The sequence below is a fragment of the Luteimonas sp. A478 genome (assembly GCF_054052025.1).
Genome location: NZ_JBSVRF010000001.1, coordinates 276,126 through 297,561, shown reverse-complemented (window position 1 = coordinate 297,561; position 21,436 = coordinate 276,126). Strand labels below are relative to the sequence as shown.

The following is a 21,436-nucleotide window of genomic DNA, read 5'->3' as shown; positions in this document are numbered from 1 at the left end:
GCAACAACAGCAAGCTTGAGGTCTCCTTCCTGCCCGAGGGACTGCGCTGGATCCCCTTCACCAAGGGCGACTACTGGATCATGCGCCTGGATCCCGATTACCAGGTCGCGCTGGTCGGCGGTCCGGACCGCAAATACCTGTGGCTGCTGGCGCGCACCCCGCTGATCGATCCCACGCTGCAAGAGTCCTACCTGGCCACCGCCCGCGAACAGGGTTACGACCTGTCCGAACTGATCCACACGCCGCAGGACGCCGCTTGATTTGTCCTTGGAACCCGCGGTCAAGCCAAGCCTCGCGGCCCCTGATCGCGAGGCCTATACCTACCTCGGCACCATCGAAGGCCCTCCGGTAGGAGCGCGCCATGCGCGCGATGCCGCGTGAATGGTGTTTCGCGGAACAGCTTCGGCCAGCGCGCTCCGTCCGGCGCCCCACGGCGTGGATTGGTGTCACGCGGCTTCGCGCGCATGGCGCGCTCCTACCGGGGTCGTAGTTTGCGGCGGGTTCGGGGGTGGGCGGCAGCGTAGACGCGGCCAGGTGGCCGAAATCGAGGTGGGCGCAGACCTCGGCACCGGCGTGGCTGCGGCACCTGCCGGCACGGCGGGTGCTGCTCGGTTTCCGCGCCAGGGCCGCTGAGCAGGCTCAGCCGGTTACCAGCATTACTTTGCCGGTGTGTCGACCGCTCTCAAGGTAGGCGTGGGCGGCGGCGGCTTCCCGCAGCGGGAAGCTCCGGTCCACCACGGCGCGCACCTTGCCCGCTTCCACCCAGGGCCACACCACGCGTTCCACCTCGGCGGCGAGGCGGGCCTTCTCGTCGGCGCTGCGCGGGCGCAGCAGCGATCCGGTGATGACCGCCTGCTTGCGCATCAGCGTGAATGCCGGCACCAGCAGGTCATTGCCGCCCTGAGCGGCGATATAGACGATGCGCCCGCCGGTGTTGAGCGCCTTCAGGGTCGGCTCCAGGAACGGGCCGCCCACCATGTCCAACGCGACGTCCACGCCGCCGGCCTCGCGGGCCACCTCAGCAAAATCCTGGTTGGTGCTGTCGATGGCGATGTCCGCACCAAGCGCCCGCGCCGCCTCCGCCTTGTCCGCACCGCGGCCGGTGGCGATCACCCGCGCGCCAGCGGCCTTGGCCATCTGGATCGCGGCCACTCCGATGCCCGATGTCGCCCCGTGCACGAGCAGGGTCTCCCCGGCCTGAAGGCGGCCATGCTCAAAAACATTCGCATAGACCGTGAACAGCGTTTCCGGAAGCGCCGCGGCCTGCAATGGCTCCAGTCCCGACGGCATAGGCAGCACATGGCGTGCATCTACGGCTACGTATTCCGCATAACCGCCGCCACCCAGCAGCGCGCAGACCCGGTCGCCCGCCTGCCAGCGGCCAGCGCCGTGCACCACTTCACCGGACACTTCCAGCCCCAAGGTTTGCGGCGCACCGGGCGGCGGCGCGTAGTTCCCGTCGCGCTGGACGATGTCGGGCCTGTTGACCCCGGCCGCCAGCACCCGGATCAGGATCTCCCCAGCCTGCGGCACCGGCCTTGCCATCTGCACCGGATGCAACGCATCGGCAGGTCCCTTGCCGCCGCGGATGGCAATCGCCGTCATCAACTCGTTCATAAGCTTCTCCTGTGTCCCCCCATCATAGAAGCCACCTCGGGAACCTGGTGTTGCCGAGGGATCTCGAACACTTCGGGCACGTCGGGTGCGTCGGGTGCGTCGGGCGCGCTCCTACAATCGGGGTAGACATTAGTCCCGATTGGGACTAATGTTGGAGCCATGACCGTTTCTGCTACCAAAGCGCCCCCGGTACCAAAACGCGATCTCGCCGGTCCGGCGCTGCGCGCGTTCTTCAACATCACGCGGCTCTGGGGCCTGAGCACCGAGCAAGAGCGCCTTCTGCTTGGCAGTCCCGGCCGCTCCACCTTCTTCCGCTGGAAGCGCGATCTGGACGGCGCCCTGCCCCGCGATTCGCTGGAACGCATCAGCTACCTGCTCGGCATCTGGAAGGCACTGCAGGTGCTGTTCGCCAACCCGGCGCAGGCCGATGCCTGGGTCAAGCGCGCCAACCAAGCGCCGCTGTTCGGCGGACGCAGCGCGCTGGAGCGCATGCTCGGCGGCCAGGTATCGGACCTGTTCGTGGTTCGCCAGTACCTGGATGCCCAGCGCGGATGAATACGGCCGCCCTGCCCCGGCGCACGCGGGTGTCGTGGCGGCCCAGCTGGCGCATCGTGCCCAGCCGCTTCCCGCCGGTAGGCCTGTTCGACCGCATCGCTTCGCCGGACGATCTGGACGCCCTGTTCGAACTGGAAGGCATAACCAACCTGCGCCTGCGCCAGGAGCTGGGCGAGCTGTCGCTGGTGCCGCCGGAGCGGCGCATCAGCGGGCCGGGCACCACGCCGATCATGGCCGCCTTCACCCACCCCAGCCCGGGCGGTTCACGCTTCTCCGATGGCACCTGGGGCGTGTACTACGCTGCCCGCGAGCGGGAAACGGCGATTGCCGAAACCGTGTTCCACCGCGCCCGGTTCCTGGCATACACCAGCGAGCCGGCCTGCACCCTGCAGATGCGCTGCTACCTGGCCAATGTGAAAGGCATTTTCCACGACCTCCGCCGCGGCTGGCCGGAACTGCATGACCCGGACAGCTACGCTGCGAGCCAGGCGGCCGCGCGCCGCTGGCATGCCACGGGCAGCAACGGGATCGTGTACGAGAGCGTGCGCCGCCATGGCGGACAGTGCCTGGCGGTGTTCTACCCGGACCTCATTGCGCCGGCCGTGCAGGGCCCGCACCTGCACTACCACTGGGACGGCGAGCGCATCAGCCACTACAGCGTGGTCAACGAGGTCGTCGCCCTGCAGGACGACGCCTGACAGCCCCTCGGGTCAGGACTGCACGCACCCCGTCGGCGACGATCCGGTATTCCACCGGCTCGGCCGGGGCGCCGCTGCCGCTGTCGCCGGTGAAGTGCTCCACCTGCTCCGGGGTCAATTCCTTGCGCTCCAGCACCCCGTGCACCACGGCGCTGCCCGTGGTGTCCTTGGGCAGGAAGAAGGCGTGGTTGCCAAACATCACCCGGGCGGCCTGGCCTTCATGCTCGAGCATCATCCAGCAGCCCTTGGTCTGGCAGACCTCGGTGATGCGGCCGCTGAAGCTCTGTGGCTCACCTGCGTGGGCATCAAAGTCGGCGATGGCCGCGGAGACCAGCACCGCGGGGCCATCGGTGAAAGGCTCACCGTAAACAGCCGGCTCCGCCGCATGGGCGGACAGCGCAACAGCGGCAAGCAGGACGGCAGCAAACATGCGCATGGGGACTCCGTTGTGTTCTGGCAGAGCGGCAAAGATAGCGCAGCAGTCGCACCTGCGGTCATTGCTGCAGACCAATCCCGTTGCCAAACCATCAAGCGCGATCGCTGCGCAGGCCGCGATGCAGTGCGGCCACTTCCTCCTCAAGGAAGCCGGGCACGTCCGGCACCCGAACATCCGAGGGTTTGTTGCCATCCACTGCCAGTGCGGCCTGCCCCAACGCATCCCGCAGGGCCTGCAGCCCGCCCTGGCCGAACATGGACCGCGCTGCCTCGCGCCCGGCCTCCTCGTCCAGGCGCTCGACGGCCCAGCACGATGTCAACACCCGGAACGCCAATTCCTCCGTGGCCGCAATCGCCGGCCACAGCCGCTCAACCTCGCGACGCGGCTGGCGCGACGCGGTGGCCCCCTGCCGGTAGGCTTCCAGCAACACGAAACACCGGTGTTGCAGCTCGCGCCGTGCGTCACGCGCGGCATCACCAGCCACCGCGCCGTTGGCCAGCTGCGCGGCCACCGTTTCAATCGCGGTGAAGCTTCGCCTCAGCTGCTCGGGAATCAGCGCGGCCGAAGCCCGCGGCCAGGTCAGCTGGAACACCACCAGCGCCACCGCGCATCCCACCGCGGTATCCACGCCGCGCGCCAACAGGAAACTGCCCAGGTCAGGCACCGGCACCCCGCCCGTAGCCAGGGTCAGCGCCGCAGCGGTGATGAAGATCGCCGCGAGCGCGTAGTTGCGCAGGATCATCATCTCCACCGTGAACTGCAGCACCATGATCATGGCCACCAGCCACAGCCCTTCCGGATAGCGCCACAGCAGCGCCCCCGCCAGCAGCAGACCGATCCAGGTGCCCACCACGCGCTCGACGCTGCGCTGGACCATGTCGAGCCATTCCCGCCCCTGGTGCAGCATCAGCACTGCCGCCGCCACTGCCCAGTAGGCGCGATCCAGACCCAACAGCACGCCGATGCCACCGGCCGCCACTGCGGCCACGCCGACCCGCGCCACCACCAGCATCGACATGGACCGCAGCCGCAGGGATTCACGCAGCAGCGCCCGGGCATCCATGTGGCCAAGCGGTGCACGGGCCCGCTTGGCCACCAGCTCTGCCGGCGGCTCGCGCTCCAGTTCGCCCAGCTGGCGGGCCTGCACCGGCGCATCGTCGGGCAACGGCCTGTCTTCCGCCGCCGCTTCCATCGCGCTTGAGAACAGGCTGTTCAACGCACGCGTGCGCTGGCGCAATCCAGCCAGTGACGTGTCGGCCCCCGCATGCGCAGGCTGGAAACTCACCAGGGCATTCCAGGCATCGCTGAGCGCTTGCGCCGCCACTTGGCGCGCACCGCCTTCGCGGCCCGATCCGACCGCTTCCATATAGCCCGCCACCGAACGCGCCGCCGCCTTCACCGCCCGCTCCTCCGGTCCGCGCGGGCGCAGCAGCGCGCCACTCATATGCGCCAGCCAGGCGAACGCGCCGCCGCTGAGCACAAGCACGAACGCTTCAGCCGGATTGATGTGATCGGCAGGCATTGCCGTGGCCGCGGCGCCAGCCATCATGAACATGTACGCACCCGGCGGACCGATCCTCAGCGCATTGCCCAGCCAGGTGGAGAGCATCGCAATCAGCACCACCGTAGGCACCACCGCCCAGGGCACCGCCGACACCGCGTTGCCGACCCCCACCACCAGCGCGAACGCCAGCGCGATGATCCCCAGCTCCACCGCCCGGCTGCGGTAGGGCCGTCCGCGTCCATACAGCGCGGTGAAGCCGCCGGTTGCCGCCATCATCCCCGCGGAGATATCGCCAAGCAGCCAGCCCACCAGCACCGGAACACCCATGCACAGTCCCGAGCGGACCGCGAACGCCAACCGCGGCCGCGCCAGGGGACGCACGGTGACCATGCTGCGCAGCATGCCGCCGGACGTGGATTCATCCACGGTCGATGTCCTGGGCTCTCCCGTCATTCCCCCATCATGCAGCAGACCGGCGCGGCAACGTATCGCATCAGATGTCGATCACGATCTTGCCGAAGTGTTGACCGCTCTCCTGGTGCCGGAACGCGGCCACCAGCTCATCCAGCGGGAAGTGCCGGTCAAGGACCGGACGCACACCGCTGACTTCCAGCGCGCGCACCATGTCCTGCTGCTGGCGGCGGCTGCCCACCACCAGTGCTTCCAGCCGCAGGTGCCGTGCCAAGGCCAGGCCCAGCGGCAGCTGGCCCTCGGCGCCCGTGAGCACTCCGATCAGCGAGACGTGCCCGCCCACGCGGGCCGCCAGCATCGACTGCATCAGCGTATCCGGGCCGCCGACCTCGATCACGTGGTCCACGCCGCGGCCGTCCGTCATGCGGCGCACGGTCTGGCCCCATTCCTGGTCTTCGCGGTAGTTGATCAACTCGTCCGCACCCATCCCGCGCAGCCGCTCCAGCTTGGCGTCACTGGAGGAGGTGGCGATCACCCGGGCGCCGGCCATCTTCGCCAGCTGCAGCGCGAAGATCGATACGCCGCCGGTGCCTTGCACCAGCACCGTTTCACCCGGCCGCAGACGCCCGTTCTCGAACAGGGCGCGCCAGGCGGTGAGGCCCGCGGTGGTCAACGTTGCCGCCTCGGCGTGGCTCCAGCCTTCAGGGGCAAGGGTGAAGGCGGTTGCGGGCCTGGTCACCTGCTCGCGGGCATAGCCGTCGATACCATCACCCGGCACGCGCCCGAAGCCTTCCACCTGCGGCTCGCCATCCAGCCAGTCGGGGAAGAAGGTGCTGACCACGTGGTCACCGATGGCGAACTCCGTCACCCCATCGCCCACCGCGGTCACCTCACCGGCGCCGTCGGACATGGGGATACGCCTCTCTGCCGGCCCGGTCGCGCCGCTTACCACCAGGTAGTCGTGGAAGTTCAGCGAACTGGCGCGCAGGCGCACGGTGATCTCGCCCGGACCGGGTGGCACGGGCTCGCTGGTGCCGATGGATACGTGATCGAAGCCGCCACCGGCGGCAACGTGGATGGTCTTGATACTCATATATTTATCCTTGCAGTCATGTGTTTGTCGCCCGCTCGCGATCGGCCGCCGCCAGCGCCAGGATGCCCGCCTCGGCGAACGTGACCAGCGGGCGGGCGGCACGTTCCAGCGACTTCACCGATTTCGTCCCTTCCACCAGCCCGTCGATCCGGTTCATGCCGGAGAACGATGACATCATCAGCGTGATCGCGTAATAGAAGCCGGCGCGGATGGTCTTCGGCGACACATCCGGCAACGCTTCCCGCAGTGCGCGCATGAAGGCGCGCACGGTGCGCTGCATGTACTGGTCGAGCACCTGGTAATCACGCTCGGACTGGCTGGTCAGCGCTACAAGTCGCGCATAGTTCAACCAGCCGCGATCGCCGTGGGACAGCTCGAAATAGGGGTGGATGAAGGCACGCAACACACCGCCCACCGTCACCGGCCCGCCTGCCCCGCGCAGCTGTTCCAGCGCCTGTTCGCGCCGCTGCACGATCACGTCCAGACGGCGGTCGATCACCGCCTGGAACAGCTTTTCCTTGGAGCCGAAGTGATAGGACAGCAAGTTCAGCCGGACGTTTGCCAGCTCGGTGATGGCGCGGGTGGAAACGGCGTCGTAGCCGTGTTCGGCGAACAGTGCTTCCGCCGCATCCATGATGCGCTCGGGCGTGGTCACGCTTGGAGGGGACATGGGCTGGCCACTGCGGTGCTGCGGGGTGCCCGAGCGTAGGTCATTTGACCAAATAGGTCAATCGACCTACCCTGTTGATGTCGCCACGCCACACAGCAGGAGAGTCGCATGTCACCCAACGAAGTCTTTCTGGTATCCGCCAAGCGCACCCCGATCGGGTCGCTGCTCGGGCAGTTTTCGCATGTCCCCACCGTTGAACTGGGCGCAACCGCAATCCGTGCCGCGCTGGACGCGATCAAGCTCGATCCGGGCGAAGTGGACGAGGTCTACATGGGCAACGTGCTCACCGCCGGCGAAGGCCAGGCGCCCGCACGGCAGGCGGCCATGGCCGCGGGCATCCCCCTCAAGGCCGGTGCCACCACCATCAACAAGGTCTGCGGCTCCGGTCTGAAGGCCATCATGATCGCCCGCGACGGCATCCTTGCCGGCTCGGCGGACGTGGTGGTGGCCGGCGGCATGGAGAACATGACCCTGGCGCCACATCTGGCACAGGTCCGTGGCGGCGTGCGTTTGGGTGATGCCGGCCTGGTCGATCACCTGATGCGCGACGGCCTGAACAACCCCGACGGCCGCGTGCTGGGCACCTTCTCCCAGGCGACCGCCGACGAGTACGGCTTCACCCGCGAGCAGCAGGACGAGTACGCCCGCGGCACCGTGCTGCGCACCCGCGAAGCCGCCCAGGCCGGCCGGCTGCAAGCCGAACTCACTCCGGTCGAGTACACCGACCGCAAGGGCGAGCCGCGTGTAATCGACACCGATGAAATGCCTGCCAGCATCGACCTGGACAAGCTGTCCTCGCTCAGGCCCGCCTTCAGTCCCGACGGCAGCATCACCGCCGCCAGCGCCTCGCGCTTCTGCGACGGTGCGGCCGCCACGGTGCTGATGAGCGCGGCTGCAGTGAAACGCCTGGGCGTCACGCCCCTGGTACGGGTGGTGGCGCACGCTACCCACTCCCAGGAGCCCGAACGGTTCACCACCGCCCCCGTGGGCGCGCTGCGCAAGCTTCTGCAGAAGACCGGCTGGAAGGTGGACGACGTGGACCTGTTCGAGATCAACGAAGCCATGGCCGCGGTGCCGATGGCGGTCATGAAGGACCTGGGCGTGCCGGCGGAGAAGATCAACGTCAACGGCGGCACCTTGGCAATCGGCCATCCGATCGGCGCCAGCGGCGCGCGCATTACCGCCACCCTTGTCCACGCCATGCAGGACCGCAAGGCCAAACGCGGCATCGCCACCCTGTGCATCGGCGGTGGCGAGGCCGTGGCCGTAGCCTTCGAATCAGTGGCTTGACCGGAGCCCGCCTCGTGACCACCCGCCGCCAATTCCTGCAGGGCTCGCTGGCCACCGCCGGCCTCGCCACCGCCGCCGGCGCACTGACCGGCGGCCCGGGCCTGGCTGCCATGCTGGGCCCGGGCGGCACCCGGCTCAGGCTGGAAACCGTGCTGTTTGAACCCTCGCGCACGCACAGCGCCAGCTTCGCGTCGGCTGCGGTGCGCCTCGGCCTTCCCACCCTTGGCATCGGCCACGACATCACCCCCGTCTGGCAGCAGCTGCTGCAGTTGTGGCGCACCGCGCCGCGGGCCATCGGCGGGCTCACCAGCCTTACCCCGCTGCTGCTGCTGGAACAGTCGGCACGCGACCACGGGCTGCGGGTGGTGTTCCGCAGTGAGCATCATCCCGACGGGCGCGGCACCGTCACCCACTCGCTGCAGGGCGCCGAAGACATCCTGCACGCCTTCGATGCAGGCGTGGCCCACGGCGCCGACTACGGCGCCTGCATGGCCCACGCCATGGTCCGCTGCCCGGCCAATGGAGGCCGTCCAGGGACCGTTCGCCTGCAGAGCACCACCACCGCGAACAGGCGCGCCGACGCGGCCTCCCTGCATGCCTGGGTCATGGCGCCCCGCCCTGCATTCAAACAAGGATCCACCACATGAAACTTCCCCCTGACGTCAGCCAGGCCGACTTCGACGCCGCCATCGCAGAGTTCCGCAAGATTGTCGGCGAGGAGTGGGTATTTACCAGCGACGAGGACATCGCGCTGTATCGCGACGCCTACTCGCCCGTTTGGGACGAGGAGAGCGAACCGGTGCCATCCGGTGCCGTTGCGCCTGCCTCGACCGAAGAAGTGCAGGCCGTGGTGCGCATCGCCAATCGATACAAGCTGCCGTTGTTCCCCATTTCCACCGGCAAGAACCTTGGCTACGGCGGTTCGGCGCCCAACATGACCGGCACCTTCATCGTCGACCTCAAGCGCATGAACCGCGTCATCGAGGTCGACGACCGCAGGAACTTCTGCATCGTCGAGCCGGGCGTGTCGTACTTCGACCTGTACAAGCACATCCAGGAGCACGGCAAGCGGCTGATGATGGACGTGCCCGACCCGGGCTGGGGCAGCCCGCTCGGCAACGCGCTCGACCACGGCGTCGGCTACACATGGATGAACTACCGCGACCACTTCGGCTCGCACTGCGGCATGGAAGTGGTGTTGCCCGACGGCGAGATCATGCGCACCGGCATGGCCGCGGTTCCCGGGGCAGAGACCTGGGGCGAGAACAAGTACGGCTTCGGCGCCTACGTCGACGGCCTGTTTGCCCAGGCGAACTTCGGCATCGTCACGAAGATGGGCTTCTGGATGCAGCCGGCGCCCGACCATTACCTATGCACCATGGTCAAGGTGCCCCGATACCGCGACCTGATCCCGCTGATCGATGGCGTCAACCGCATGGAGGACCAGGGCCTGATCGGCCATCCGCGCTACAGCTGTCCCATGGATCCGCTGTGCATGCAGATCGAGCCGGAGGTCTACAAGCCCACGCCCGAGCTGATGGAACTGGTCACCCAGCCGGGCGGGGCCAGCGTGGAGGAATACGAGGCCTACGCCGACAAGCACGGGCTCGAATACTGGAATGTCCTGCTCAACTTCTATGGGCCGAAGGACACCGTCGAGGCCAGCTGGGCCTACGCGCAAAAGCTGTTTGGCGACATCCCCGGCGTGCAGTTCGAGCAAATCGAAAGCTACGCGGATCCGCTGCGCAACGAGGCGGCCACGTCCGGTGTCCGGCACAAGGTGGCGATCGGCGTGCCCGACATGTCCATCTTTTCGATCGGCGCCCGCTCCGACGCGATGCCCGAGCCTGGTGATGGCCATGTGTGGTTCTCCCCCATCATTGCCCGCTCCGGCGAGTCCTTCATACGCGCCCACGAAGTCTTCCGCAAAGCCGCACAGGAACTGAAGATCACCTCGGCGCCCATCGGGGTCACCAACGTGCCGCAGACCTGGCAGTACCGCACCTATGTGTATCTATTCCCGGTGTTCGTCTCGCGCTCGGACAAGGCCCACAACAGCAAGGCCGTGCAGGACTTCTACGACCTGATCCGCATTGCCGCCGACCAGGGGTGGACCGAGTACCGCACCGCGCCGGTGTTCCAGGACGCGGTGGCCGGGACCTACTCTTACAACAACAACATGCTGCTGCGCTTCCAGGAACAGCTGAAGGACGCGGCCGACCCGGAGGGCATCATCGCGCCCGGCCGGGGCGGGATCTGGCCGCGCCGCTATCGGGAGGGCGCGAAATGAGGACGCCTATGGTCACCCGAACGCTGTTGTTGGCGGCGATGCTTTCCCTGGCCGCGTGTGCGGACAGTGACACAGCCAACGCGCCGCAGCCGGAGGCAGCGGCACCCGGCACACCCAAGACCGACATCGCCCCTGCTGCCGTCGCCACCGCCGCCGGTTCCCAACCGGCACCTCCTGCCAAGCAGGTTCCCGAGCACCTCCGCGGGGGCCAGCAGCTGTACGAGTACTGGTGCGCGGCCTGCCACGCCCGCGGTCCAGGACATCCGGGCACGCAGGCTCTGGAAGCGCGCTATGGCGACGCAATGCCCGGCACACTCGAGGACCGCACCAACCTCACGCCGGAATTCGTCGCGATCATCGTCCGCAACGGCATCTCGGTGATGCCGTTCTTCCGCAAGACCGAGATCAACGACGAGGAGTTGGCCGCCATCGGCGCCTACCTCTCGCACAACCCATCCGAATAAGCGGCCGCAGGGCAACAGGAGTAAATAATGATCCTGAAAGACAAAACCGCAATCGTCACCGGCGCAGGCTCCGGCCTGGGCCGCGGCATCGCCCTCAAGCTGGCGCAGGAAGGCGCCAACATCGTCATCGCAGACATTGACGACAAGGGTGGCAACCAAACCCTTGAGGCCATCACTGCAGCCGGCGGCAAGGCCACCCTGGTGGTGGGCGACGTGTCCGATCCCGAATACCACGTCGATCTGATCGCCCGCACCAAGGAGGCTTACGGCCGCCTGGACATCGCGGTCAACAACGCCGGCATCAGCCACGAGTTCCTCCCGGTCGCCGAACAGCCGATCGAGGTCTGGGACCGGGTGATCCGCATCAACCTGTCGGGCGTGTTCTACGGCGCCAGGGTGCAGATCCCGGCGATGCTCGAAAGCGGCGGCGGCGTGCTGGTGAACATGTCCAGCATTGCCGGCGCGATCGGCTTCCCCGGCCTGTCTCCCTACACCGCCGCCAAGCACGGCGTGGTCGGCCTGACCAAGAACATTGCCGTGGACTACGCGACGCAGGGCATCCGTGCCAACGCGGTCGGACCGGGCTTCATCAAGACCGAGCTGATCGACTTCGTCCCCGCCGAGCAGCGCGCCACCCTGGAAGAGGTACATGCCATGGGCCGGTTGGGTGAAGTGGAGGAAGTCGCTGAACTGGTCCTGTTCCTCGCCAGCCCGAACTCGAGCTTTATCACCGGCGCCTACTACCCCGTTGACGGCGGCATGCTCGCACGCTGAGCCTGCCTCTGGAGGAATCCATGATCCTGAAAGACAAACCCGCGATCGTCACCGGTTCGGGCTCCGGCCTGGGCCGCGGCATCGCCCTCAAGCTGGCGCAGGAAGGCGCCAATATCGTCATTGCAGACATCGACGAAAAGGGCGGAAACCAGACGCTGGAGGCCATCCGCGCCGCGGGTGGCAAGGCCATCTTCTTTCCCGGCGACGTGTCCGACCCCGAGTACCACGCCGGGCTGATCGCCCGCACCATTGAAGAGTTCGGCCGGCTGGACATCGCCGTCAACAATGCCGGTATCAGCCACGAGTTCCTGCCGACCGCCGAACAGCCGATCGAGGTCTGGGACCGGGTGATCCGCATCAACCTGTCGGGCATCTTCTACGGCGCGCGGCTGCAGATCCCGGCCATGCTGGAAAACGGCGGCGGGGTGATGGTCAACATGGCCAGCGTTGCCGGCGCGGCCGGCGTGGCCGGCCTCTCGCCCTACACCGCGGCCAAGCACGGCGTGGTCGGCCTGACCAAGAACATCGCGCTGGAATACGCCACCCAGGGCATCCGCGCCAACGCGGTTGGCCCCACCTACATCAACACCGACCTGATCGACTACGTGCCCGAGGAGCAGCGCCGCGAGCTCGCCAACGTGCCGCCCATGGGCCGCCTGGGCGAGGTGGAAGAAGTGGCCGAACTGGTGCTGTTCCTGGCCAGCCCGCGCTCGAGCTTCATCACCGGCGGCTACTACCCCATCGACGGCGGCGTGCTGGCGCGCTGAATGGCGCCATAACTGTCATCACCCTGTCATACGGGCAAGGTAGAGGGCCGCCCGTCGCAACACTAGTCTGAAGGGCCACCTTGCTTCGATGTGCCCATGCTGCTTCGTATCATCATCGTGCTCGCCGCCTGCCTCCTGGCGGCTGGTTTTTCCTCCTGGCCGGGAACGTCCGCCGCGCTCGCCACACAGCTGGTCGCGCCGGGCGGCACGTCGCCGCTGCTGCCACCCGGGCCGATCGACGCTGCGCTCGGGCGCCTGCCGGACCGCGAGGGGTACGTCACCAACCGCGACGGCGTTGACATGTTCTGGCGCGTGATCGACCCCGGCGCCTATGACCTGCAGCTGTCATGGCCGGAGGGCGACACCGTCGCCGACACCTTTCCCACCCTCGACTTCGACGTCCCCACCTCGCCCGCAGCAACGCCACGCGGCACCGTGGTGCTGCTGCACGGCTGGATGATGCACGGCGACTCGATGCTCCCTTGGGCACTGCGCCTGGGCGAAGCCGGCTACCGCACGGTCGCCATCGACCTGCGCAATCACGGCCGGTCGGGCCAGGCGCCTTCGGGTTACGGAACGCGTGAGGCGGACGACGTGGCCGACGTGGTGGCCGCATTGCGCCAGCGCGGTGAAATCGTCGGTCCGCTGCACCTGCTGGGCGTGTCGTATGGCGCCGCCACCGCGCTCTTCGCCGGCGCCAACCCGCAGATCGGTGCCGATAGCGTGGTTGCCATGGAGTCGTTCGCCGTGGCCGACGAGGCCATCCGCGACATGGTGCCGTACATGCTCACCGACGCGCCTGCCCCTCCCTCCGCCTGGATCACCCGGCAGTGGATGAAGTGGCAGTTGAACGATGCCGCCCTCGACGCGGCCATCCTGCAGGCCGGCACCACGCTCGATCTGCCACTGGGCGGAGTCAGCGTCGTTGCCGCGCTCGCCAACGTCCCCTGCCCGCTGCTGGTGCATGGCGATGCTGATCGTCACGTCCCGGTCGAACACGGGCGCACCCTGGCCGCCTCGGCTCCGCACGCCCGCTATCTCGAGCTGCCGGGCGAAGACCACCTCAGCCTGCCGATGCAGCTCGACGCCCTGGCACCCGCCGTACTGGACTGGTTCGAACAACCGCACTGCCAGGCGGCAACGCGAACCGCATCCGTGCGCTGAGCCTTCGCAGCATCCGCGCTTCCCCGCTGGCCTGTTGATCCGCCGGACCACGTAATCTCCGGCGAACCAGACGCCGGAAGCAAGCCGATGAAACGGATCGTCATTTTCTGTGATGGAACAGCGCCGACCAGGCCTCCGAAGGCGGTGCCTGCCCTACCAACGTGGTGAAACTGGCGGTCCGCACCCTCCGCCGCGACGGTCACATCCCGCAGATCACCAGCTACGGCCAGGGCGTGGGCACCGGCGGCTCGCTCGACAAGCTCACCGGCGGCGCCTTCGGCAAGGGGCTGGATGACAACCTTTATTCCGCGTACCGGTTCCTGATGCTCAACTACGAGCCGGACGACGAGATCTTCCTGTTCGGCTTCAGCCGCGGCGCCTATACCGCGCGCAGCCTGGCCGGCATGGTCCGCAAGTGCGGCATCCTGTCCATGGACGCGGCCGACCGCTACTCCGAAGCGGTGTCCCTGTATGGCGATGACCGCCACCCCGATGACGACGGCCCTGTGCAGTTCCGCCTGACCGCCGGCAACGACCGCGTCATCGGCCTGGCCGCGCGCACGGATACCCAGCCTGACGAGGACACCATCCAGACCGATCCCACCCAGTCGCTGCATTCCAGCGTGCTGCAGCGCTGGGACGCGGATCCGTCATACCGGCCGAAAAACCTGCGCGACTACTTCAAGCTGGTGAACGACCCGCGTGCAGGCCACCCCTAGCCATCACTGGAACACCTGTTCCAGCAGACGGAATGTACCGGCATCGGCGTCCATCTCCGCCATCCCACCCACCGGCACGATGAACTGCTGACGGATGTGACCGATCATCGCGCCGCGATAAGCGGGAATGCCCAGCGGCCGGATGTGGTCATCGAGGATCTGCTCCAGCGTCAGCGAACCGTGTCCGCGCCCGGGAGTGCAGTCGGTGCACTCTCCGAAAATGAAGCCGGCGATCCGGTCCAGCGCACCCATCAGCTTCAATGTGCTGAACATGCGGTCCACCCGGTAGGGCGCTTCCGACACGTCCTCCAGGAACAGGATTTTGCCGTCGAAGTCCGGCATGTACGGCGAGCCTGCCAACGCGGTCAGTACGGTCAGGTTGCCGCCAACCAGCTGGCCGCGCGCCTTGCCACCGGCGATGGTGACGGTCCGGTTGCGGCGCTGCACCAGCTCGTCGCCCGGATCATCAACGTTGCGGTACTGCATCAGCTCGCGATCGAAGAACAGCCGCCGGAACTGGTCCGCGTTGAAACGGTTCCAGCTGCCCGACCCGTTCGGGCCGTGGAAGGTCACCAGCCCGGTCTGCGCCTGGATCGCGCAGTGCAATGCAGTCACGTCTGAGTAGCCCAGCAGCGCCTTGGGATTGGCACGGATCACGTCGTAGTCCAGCAGCGGCAGCAGGCGTGCTCCGCCTGAGCCGCCGCGTACGCATACCACTGCCCTGACCTCGCGATCGGCGAACATGGTGTTGATGTCGTCCGCGCGCCCAGCATCCAGCCCCGCCAGATGCCCGCGCCGGTCGCCATAGTGGCGGCCGGTCTTGACCCGGAACCCCAGCGCCTCCAACACCTCCTGGGCCAGCTGCAGATTGAATGAATCGTCCACCGCCGACGAAGGGCTCACCAGCCCGACCGTGTCCCCGGGATTGAGCGCCACCGGCAACAATCGCCCGCCGCCGGGCACCGATGGCGTGCCTTGTGCTGCCGCCATTCCTCCCGTGCCCAGCGCTGGCAGCAATGCCGCAATCGCCGCACGCCCAATGAACTGACGCCTGTCCATCCACAACCCCCTGAAAGTCGATCACGCAGCCTAGCAATCGGCGCCGGCATCAACAACGCGCCGGTCCAGCAACGCCGGCAACCGTGACGGGATCGACCAGCCCGCGCAGCCAATCCGCACCGCCGCCTGCGCCACGCTATCCGCCCGCCCGTCGCCTGCCGGCAGGAATGGTCAGCATGATCGCCACGATCGCCGCCAGAACCATGGCCAGGTTGCAGGCCAGGGCGACGAACGCGGCCTCGCGCAGGGCGAGGTTGTCCTGGCGTCCGGCGAACGTGGTCAGCGCCTGCAGCCAGGGCACTCCGCCACCATCGCCCGACAGCGCGGTGAAGACAGCTGCGGAAATCGCCACTCCGAACGCCGCCCCCAGCGAGGACGCCATCTTGTAGATCCCCGCGCCTGCCCCGCCCTGCTCGGGTGGCAGGTTGGACATCGCCGCATCGGTGGACGGCGTGGCATAGAACGCCAGCCCCAGGCCGAACAGGGTGAAACCCACCAGCGCCAGTCCCCGGTAATGCTGCAGATACAGCTGGGTCGGCATCAGCAGCACGATCCCCAGCGCGGTGATCGAACAGCCCCACAGCATTGGCCGGCGCGGGCCGAAACGCTGCAGCAGCTTCTCGCCCACACGGATGAAGCCGATGATCGCCGCCGCATAGCCCAACGTCAGCAGGCCGGCCTGCTGCGCATCCATGCCACCGCCCCTCTGCACCAGCTGCAGTGAAACCACCAGCGTGCCCGCCGCCCCGTTGACCAGGAAATTCGACAGCGTTGCACCGGTGTAGGTGCGGTTGCGGAACAGGTCGAAATCAACAAACGCATGCTGCGAGCGGCGCTCCACCACAAAAAACACCGCGCCCGCCACGCCCCCCGCCGCCATCAGGCCCAGCGCAGCCGGCGATGCCCAGCCCAGCGCGCTGCCCTGGATCACCAGCACCTGCAGCGCCAACAGCGCCACCATGAAGGCCAGCACTCCCGGCAGGTCGAACTTCCAGTCCTTCCGGACCGGCGCCCGACTTTCCGGCGTGCCGCGCAGCAGCCACAACCCGGCCACGCTCACCAGCACCGCCATCCAGAAGATCGAGCGCCAGCCGAAGTTCTCCGCCATCAGCCCGCCTACCAGCGAGCACAGCCCGGCACCGCCCCAGGTGCCGATGGACCACATCGATATCGCCCGCTGGCGCCCGGCGCCGTCCCAGCCGGCCTTCAGCAGCGCCAGGCTGGCCGGCATGATGCAAGCGGCCGACAGCCCCTGCAGCGCCCGCCCGCCCAGCAGCACCGGTGCGGCCAGGGAGCCGGCCGGCGTCAGCGCCACCATCAGCGAGCCGGCGATGCCCAGCCCAAAGCCGATGCGCGTGATCCGCACCCGCCCCACCCGGTCGGCCAGCCCGCCCATCACCACCACGAAGATCCCCGCGAACAGCGACGTCAGCGCGACCGAAATGTTCATCGTGCCGGTGGCCAAGCCCAGGTCGGCCTGCAGCACCGGTGCGATGTTGAGCACCGTCTGGGCGAACAGCCAGAACGACATCACCCCCAGTACCAGCCCCGTCAACAGGCGATCGTCGCCCACCAGCGGCGCCGGCGCCGGGCCGTACATGGGCGCGGCAAAGGCGCTCATGCGCAGTCAGCCAGCGGATTCATCGTGCGCTCCCCATCTGGATGGAAATCGGCAGACCGGCTGGCATGGAACCGCAACCGGTCCAGACCAGCCGAGCATACCCGCGCAAAGCATCACGGGGGCGTGGATATGCCAATTGATTCGCCGGCCTCAGCGGGCCCTGGCGAACAGCGCCGCCGACACCAGCCACGGCAGTGCAAAACAGGCCGGCAGCACCAGCTCGCGGCCATTGAACCCACCCAGCGCCAACGCGATCGCCACCGCCGCCAGCTGGGCGATACCGGCCGCCAACATCGCCCGCGCCATGCCCGCCGCCCGGAACCGCGCCAACAGCACACCTGCCGCGGCGACCGCCAGCACGCCGGCAAACATCAGGTTGGCCGGAGTGCCTTCATCGCCCAGCATGCCCACCGCCAGGTTGACCCATACCGTCAGCAGGCCGGTCAACACGGCCAACCCGAAGCCGGCCCGGTAAGCCACGTCACCGCTGAGCCAGCGACCGAGCTCGTACAGCGCGCAGGCCGTGCCGAGCAACAACCCCATGACGATGAAATCCATGGCGGTCCAGTGGACCCCGGGGGCATCCAGCAGCATCGCAGCGGCCGGCACCAGCAGCAGGCCGCTCGCCCCCAGCCAGAGCCATGGAGCCAGGCGGACCCGGCCCGGGGGAAGTGGCGAGAGAGGACCAGCATCCATCGCGATCACCATCGATGACCGGCCCTGGGATCGGGCCGCTGCACGCCGAGATTACGCCCCGGCCATAGGCTGCTGCCAGTGCCGTGCGAGGGAAACAAGCGCATACTGCTGCACAGCAACTGCATTCGCAGTTCAGCGCCTCTGGCGCGCGGGAGGTTCCAATGAGCAAGAGCCTGAACCAGAAAAAGGATCAGAAGAAGAAACCGGCCAAGTCCATGAAAGAGAAGAAGGCCGACAAGCGCGAGAAGAAGCAGGCCAAGCCTTTCGCCCCGGTCTGATTCAGGATGTGGCGTTGAACCCGGGCAGCGCCGAGAACGTCCTCGCCTCGCCGGTCAGCGGGTCATCAAAGGCCAGCAAACGGGCGAACAGCTGCAGCGGCCGGGCATGGTCATCCGCACCCTCTTCCTGCAGCACCGGATAGAACCGGTCGTTGAGGATCGGCGCCCCCAACGCCGCCATGTGCACGCGCAGCTGGTGCTTGCGACCGGTCACCGGCTGCAGGCGATAGGTCCAGGCCTGCGGCCCCCGCTCCAGCACGTCGACCACGGTCTCGCTGTTTGCCGCCCCCGGCACTTCGCACACACGGAAAAACGGCTCGCCTCGCTCCAGCCGGCTGCGGTGCACGTACGGAAATTCCAGTCCGGGCAACGGCGGTGCCACGGCCAGGTACTCCCGGTGCACGCGTCTTTCGCGGAACAGCCCCTGGTACAGCGACCGCGTTTCAGGGTTGGCCGAAAACATCACCAGCCCCGCGGTGTCGCGGTCGATCCGGTGCAGCGGCACCAGGGCGTGGTTGTCGAAACGCTCTACCAGCCGGGTCAGCAATGTTTCCCGCACCCAGGCGCCGGTGGGCGCCACCGGCAGGAAATGGGGCTTCATCGCCACCACCAGGTGCGCATCGGCATGGACTACGGTCTCGGCGAAGGGAACGGGCGGCTCGTTCTCCACTTCGCGGAAATAGTGGATCACTGCCCCCACCCGGTAGCGGGCGCCAATCTCCAGCGCGCGGCCTTCCGCATCCAGCACCCGGCCCCGTGCAAAACGGTCGCGCCAGGTCTCCGGTGCGACCCTGGGAAAGTGCGCACACAGAGCATCAAACACGGTGGCCCACGGCCCGGGTGGCAGCTGGAACCGGCTGGCAGGAACACCGTCGAAGATGGGACGTGGGGCGGACTTCACGCTGAACAGCTTATCCCTGCGACATGCGCCCCGTCGCGCGCCCGGCGCCCGTTTCGTCCAGACTGTGCGTCCGTCGCTGGGCCGTGCCCGCCGCGACCCACTTCGGGGACCCCGTGAGAACTCCAGCAAGCCTGCTGACGCTGATCGAAGAAGGCGTCATCGATGAAGTCATCCGCCCGCTCAAGAGTGGCAAGGAAGCCGCGGTGTACCTGGTGCACTCCGGCGGCGAGGTCCGCTGCGCCAAGGTGTACAAGGACATGGCGCAGCGCAGCTTCCAGAAGCGTGCGCAGTATCAGGAAGGCCGCAAGTCACGCGGCAGCCGCGAGACCCGCGCCGTGGCCAGTGGCAGCCGCTACGGCCGCCGCCAGCAGGAAGCGGAATGGAAGAACGCCGAGGTAGACGCCCTCTATCAGCTGCGCGACGCCGGCGTACGCGTGCCGGAGCCACACGGGTTCTTCCACGGCGTGCTGCTGATGGAGCTGGTCAGCGACGCTGGGGGATTCCCCGCCCCGCGCCTGGGAGAAGTGGACCTGGGCGAAGAGCAGGCCCGCGAATTCCATGCCGTGCTGGTGCGCCAGGTGGTGCAGATGCTGTGCTGCGGGCTGATCCACGGCGACCTGTCCGAGTACAACATCCTGGTCGATCCCGACGGGCCGGTGCTGATCGATTTCCCGCAGGTGGTCAACGCCGCCGGCAACAACTCCGCCCGCACGATGCTGCTGCGCGATGTCAACAATCTCACGGCCAGCCTCGGCCGCTGGGCACCCGATCTGCTCGACACCTGGTATGGCGAAGAGATGTGGGCGCTGTTCGAGGCCGGCCAGCTGCAACCGGATACACCCCTGACCGGCCGCTTTACCTTCGACGAGAGCACCATTGACCTGGACGGCGTACGCGACGCGATCAACGATGCGCGCGAGCTGGCCCTGATCCGCCAGCAGGGCCGCGAGGCAGCGCTGGAAGAAGACTAGCGTTCGCCGGGGCGGTCATCAGCGATGGCACCGCCGCGACGCTCGACGAAGAAGTCGATCGGCTTGTAGCTGAAATTGTTGGACTGACCGGCCGAACATGCCGTCATGGCCACCACCATCGGCATCTCCGCGCGCAGCCGCACGAAATCCCCGGGCTTGCTCATCGGGGGCCGCACCGCGATCTGCCCGGTCTCGCCATCCACGGTGACGTGCATGAAGATGTTGAACGCGATCGGCACCCGGTCCGGGCCGATGCCCCAGGGCGCCAGCGCTGCAGCCAGGTTGCCCTCGCAGCCGGGACGCCCTTCCTTCTCGTCGTAGAGCAGCTCGAACATCCGCTTCGAGCACGGCGTCAGGGTGAAGTCGTGGCGACCGCAGGTGTCCTCCAGGATGGTGAACATCGGCCGGCTGCGGTTGGAATACAGCACGTCGCCGGTGGTCAGCCACAGCTTCGACGCGTAGTCGATCGAGCGCCCGGAGGAAAGGTATTCGGCCAGGTCGTCGCGCGCGAACGCGGTGAGATCACTCACCTGCTGGCCCATCGGATCGATCACCACCAGCTCGTCGCCGGCCTCCAGCTCCACCGCGCGGCCGGAGCACGGGTCAATGCGTTCAACCACCGTCTGCTTCATTGCGTCTTCCTTACCCGCAGCGGGCACTGCCAACCCTGTTCAACCGCCCGGCCACTGTACTGCAGCGCCTCGCTGGCCTGGCCGAAGTCGGCCAGGTTGGGATTGATCGAGCCCTGCAGCGCGGTGTCACGCTTGCGGATCGCCGTCTGCATCCTGGCGTAGCGACCATCGGCACGCAGTCGGGTGAATTGCCGGTGCGAGTTGAACACCAGCGCCGGGAAGCCGAAACGGCGGGCCTGCCGCGACGCACCCGGATGCAGGCCGATCACGAAGAATGGATGACCGGCCAGGCTCAGGCTGAAGTGCGGGCTCGCCGGATCGTTGCTCACATCCCCGGCCCACTTGGCACCCCGACGCACATCCAGATCGTGCAGCCGCTGCAGCTGCGACCACAGCAAGGCTTCGAAGCGCTGTTCATCTGTATCCGTGGGCCCGTCAAACACGGCCACGAAGGAATACAACGTGTATTTATCCGGCTCCGCCCTGTCCAGCATCCCCGTGAACGCGCCCAGACCTTCCAGCAGCGGCGCGTCATTGCCGGCGTCGCCCAGGCGTCCGCATTCACGAATGCGCATTGAGTCGCGCGAGAGCGCGGTCTTGGCGCCAACGCACGGGAAAGCGTTATTGGCGATGAAGTCGCGCAGCATGGTTGCGCGCGCGCCTGTCGCCGGACAGGTGGCAGGGGGTGCATCTTCAGATGCATATGCATGCGTTTCGGCGGGTGGTCGGGCTCTGGCAAGGGATCCCATTGAACGTCCTGCTCTGATTTGTTGAGCAGAACGGTACGGGCCGCGTCGAGAAGCCGGCGTGTAGGAGCTGAACCGCA

21 protein-coding genes and 2 pseudogenes are annotated in these 21,436 nt (G+C 67.5%); 12 read left to right on the top strand and 11 right to left on the bottom strand.

The window, feature by feature from the left end; translation table 11 throughout:
- Nucleotides 1-5 precede the first annotated feature (5 nt).
- Nucleotides 6-260: pseudogene (locus ACW7G3_RS01480) on the top strand (lipocalin family protein); the annotation flags it as partial.
- Between the two features lie 379 nt (nt 261-639).
- Here the strand turns inward: ACW7G3_RS01480 and ACW7G3_RS01475 are convergent.
- Nucleotides 640-1,617: an NAD(P)H-quinone oxidoreductase gene (locus tag ACW7G3_RS01475; RefSeq protein ID WP_456980737.1), complete on the bottom strand. Its 978-nt coding sequence runs from the start codon at nt 1,615-1,617 to the stop codon at nt 640-642.
- A gap of 159 nt (nt 1,618-1,776) precedes the next feature.
- On the opposite strand from ACW7G3_RS01475, the gene ACW7G3_RS01470 reads away from it, so the two are divergent.
- Complete coding sequence (locus ACW7G3_RS01470; protein ID WP_456980736.1) at nt 1,777-2,172, top strand: MbcA/ParS/Xre antitoxin family protein; 396 nt, start codon at nt 1,777-1,779, stop codon at nt 2,170-2,172.
- The gene (locus ACW7G3_RS01465) at nt 2,169-2,870 is read left to right on the top strand and encodes an RES family NAD+ phosphorylase (protein WP_456980735.1); all 702 of its coding nucleotides are present in this window, start codon (nt 2,169-2,171) and stop codon (nt 2,868-2,870) included. Before ACW7G3_RS01470 ends, ACW7G3_RS01465 begins: the two co-directional genes overlap by 4 nt.
- Here ACW7G3_RS01465 and ACW7G3_RS01460 read toward each other — a convergent pair.
- The 4 genes from ACW7G3_RS01460 to ACW7G3_RS01445 all read right to left on the bottom strand — a co-directional run bounded on the left by ACW7G3_RS01460 (nt 2,836) and on the right by ACW7G3_RS01445 (nt 6,984).
- Nucleotides 2,836-3,306: a DUF4920 domain-containing protein gene (locus ACW7G3_RS01460; RefSeq protein WP_456980734.1), complete on the bottom strand. Its 471-nt coding sequence runs from the start codon at nt 3,304-3,306 to the stop codon at nt 2,836-2,838. The genes ACW7G3_RS01465 and ACW7G3_RS01460 overlap by 35 nt on opposite strands.
- 91 nt (nt 3,307-3,397) lie before the next feature.
- A complete protein-coding gene (locus ACW7G3_RS01455) occupies nt 3,398-5,236 on the bottom strand; it encodes an FUSC family protein (RefSeq protein ID WP_456971805.1) in 1,839 nt (612 codons plus the stop codon).
- A 67-nt stretch (nt 5,237-5,303) separates the two neighbouring features.
- Nucleotides 5,304-6,314, bottom strand: coding sequence for a zinc-dependent alcohol dehydrogenase family protein (locus tag ACW7G3_RS01450; protein WP_456980733.1), 1,011 nt, complete (start codon nt 6,312-6,314; stop codon nt 5,304-5,306).
- A gap of 16 nt (nt 6,315-6,330) precedes the next feature.
- The gene (locus ACW7G3_RS01445) at nt 6,331-6,984 is read right to left on the bottom strand and encodes a TetR/AcrR family transcriptional regulator (protein WP_456980732.1); all 654 of its coding nucleotides are present in this window, start codon (nt 6,982-6,984) and stop codon (nt 6,331-6,333) included.
- A gap of 108 nt (nt 6,985-7,092) precedes the next feature.
- Between ACW7G3_RS01445 and ACW7G3_RS01440 the strand changes: the two genes are divergently transcribed.
- From ACW7G3_RS01440 to ACW7G3_RS01405, 8 genes and pseudogenes are all read left to right on the top strand, one after another.
- The gene (locus ACW7G3_RS01440) at nt 7,093-8,274 is read left to right on the top strand and encodes a thiolase family protein (RefSeq protein WP_456980731.1); all 1,182 of its coding nucleotides are present in this window, start codon (nt 7,093-7,095) and stop codon (nt 8,272-8,274) included.
- 14 nt (nt 8,275-8,288) lie between these two features.
- The gene (locus ACW7G3_RS01435) at nt 8,289-8,921 is read left to right on the top strand and encodes a hypothetical protein (protein ID WP_456980730.1); all 633 of its coding nucleotides are present in this window, start codon (nt 8,289-8,291) and stop codon (nt 8,919-8,921) included.
- On the top strand, nt 8,918-10,564 hold the full coding sequence (locus tag ACW7G3_RS01430) for an FAD-binding oxidoreductase (RefSeq protein ID WP_456980729.1): 1,647 nt from the start codon (nt 8,918-8,920) through the stop codon (nt 10,562-10,564). Before ACW7G3_RS01435 ends, ACW7G3_RS01430 begins: the two co-directional genes overlap by 4 nt.
- Nucleotides 10,561-11,028, top strand: coding sequence for a c-type cytochrome (locus tag ACW7G3_RS01425; RefSeq protein ID WP_456980728.1), 468 nt, complete (start codon nt 10,561-10,563; stop codon nt 11,026-11,028). The genes ACW7G3_RS01430 and ACW7G3_RS01425 overlap by 4 nt, the downstream gene beginning before the upstream one ends.
- 27 nt (nt 11,029-11,055) lie before the next feature.
- On the top strand, nt 11,056-11,802 hold the full coding sequence (locus tag ACW7G3_RS01420) for an SDR family NAD(P)-dependent oxidoreductase (RefSeq protein ID WP_456971791.1): 747 nt from the start codon (nt 11,056-11,058) through the stop codon (nt 11,800-11,802).
- Between the two features lie 20 nt (nt 11,803-11,822).
- Nucleotides 11,823-12,569, top strand: a complete 747-nt coding sequence (locus tag ACW7G3_RS01415; protein ID WP_456980727.1) for an SDR family NAD(P)-dependent oxidoreductase — start codon at nt 11,823-11,825, stop codon at nt 12,567-12,569.
- Between the two features lie 96 nt (nt 12,570-12,665).
- A complete protein-coding gene (locus tag ACW7G3_RS01410) occupies nt 12,666-13,733 on the top strand; it encodes an alpha/beta fold hydrolase (RefSeq protein WP_456980726.1) in 1,068 nt (355 codons plus the stop codon).
- Between the two features lie 125 nt (nt 13,734-13,858).
- Nucleotides 13,859-14,452 (top strand): annotated as a pseudogene (locus ACW7G3_RS01405) (phospholipase effector Tle1 domain-containing protein); the annotation flags it as partial.
- A 3-nt stretch (nt 14,453-14,455) separates the two neighbouring features.
- Here ACW7G3_RS01405 and ACW7G3_RS01400 read toward each other — a convergent pair.
- From ACW7G3_RS01400 to ACW7G3_RS01385, 4 genes are all read right to left on the bottom strand, one after another.
- Nucleotides 14,456-15,511 (bottom strand): S66 peptidase family protein, encoded by a 1,056-nt coding sequence (locus tag ACW7G3_RS01400; RefSeq protein WP_456980725.1) that lies wholly within the window; start codon nt 15,509-15,511, stop codon nt 14,456-14,458.
- 136 nt (nt 15,512-15,647) lie between these two features.
- A complete protein-coding gene (locus tag ACW7G3_RS01395) occupies nt 15,648-17,132 on the bottom strand; it encodes an MFS transporter (RefSeq protein WP_456980724.1) in 1,485 nt (494 codons plus the stop codon).
- A 150-nt stretch (nt 17,133-17,282) separates the two neighbouring features.
- Entirely contained in the window at nt 17,283-17,828 is a 546-nt protein-coding gene (locus tag ACW7G3_RS01390; protein WP_456980723.1) for a hypothetical protein, read from the bottom strand.
- 279 nt (nt 17,829-18,107) lie between these two features.
- Nucleotides 18,108-19,007 carry a pseudouridine synthase gene (locus tag ACW7G3_RS01385; RefSeq protein ID WP_456980722.1) on the bottom strand — a complete coding sequence of 300 codons (900 nt, stop codon included), beginning with the start codon at nt 19,005-19,007 and terminating at the stop codon, nt 18,108-18,110.
- 113 nt (nt 19,008-19,120) lie between these two features.
- On the opposite strand from ACW7G3_RS01385, the gene ACW7G3_RS01380 reads away from it, so the two are divergent.
- Nucleotides 19,121-19,978, top strand: a complete 858-nt coding sequence (locus ACW7G3_RS01380) for a PA4780 family RIO1-like protein kinase (protein ID WP_456980721.1) — start codon at nt 19,121-19,123, stop codon at nt 19,976-19,978.
- On the opposite strand, the gene ACW7G3_RS01375 is transcribed toward ACW7G3_RS01380, so the two are convergent.
- Both ACW7G3_RS01375 and gntA read right to left on the bottom strand, forming a co-directional pair.
- Complete coding sequence (locus tag ACW7G3_RS01375) at nt 19,975-20,610, bottom strand: DUF1989 domain-containing protein (RefSeq protein ID WP_456980720.1); 636 nt, start codon at nt 20,608-20,610, stop codon at nt 19,975-19,977. The genes ACW7G3_RS01380 and ACW7G3_RS01375 overlap by 4 nt on opposite strands.
- A complete protein-coding gene (gene gntA / locus ACW7G3_RS01370) occupies nt 20,607-21,359 on the bottom strand; it encodes a guanitoxin biosynthesis heme-dependent pre-guanitoxin N-hydroxylase GntA (RefSeq protein WP_456981128.1) in 753 nt (250 codons plus the stop codon). Before gntA ends, ACW7G3_RS01375 begins: the two co-directional genes overlap by 4 nt.
- Nucleotides 21,360-21,436 lie beyond the last annotated feature (77 nt).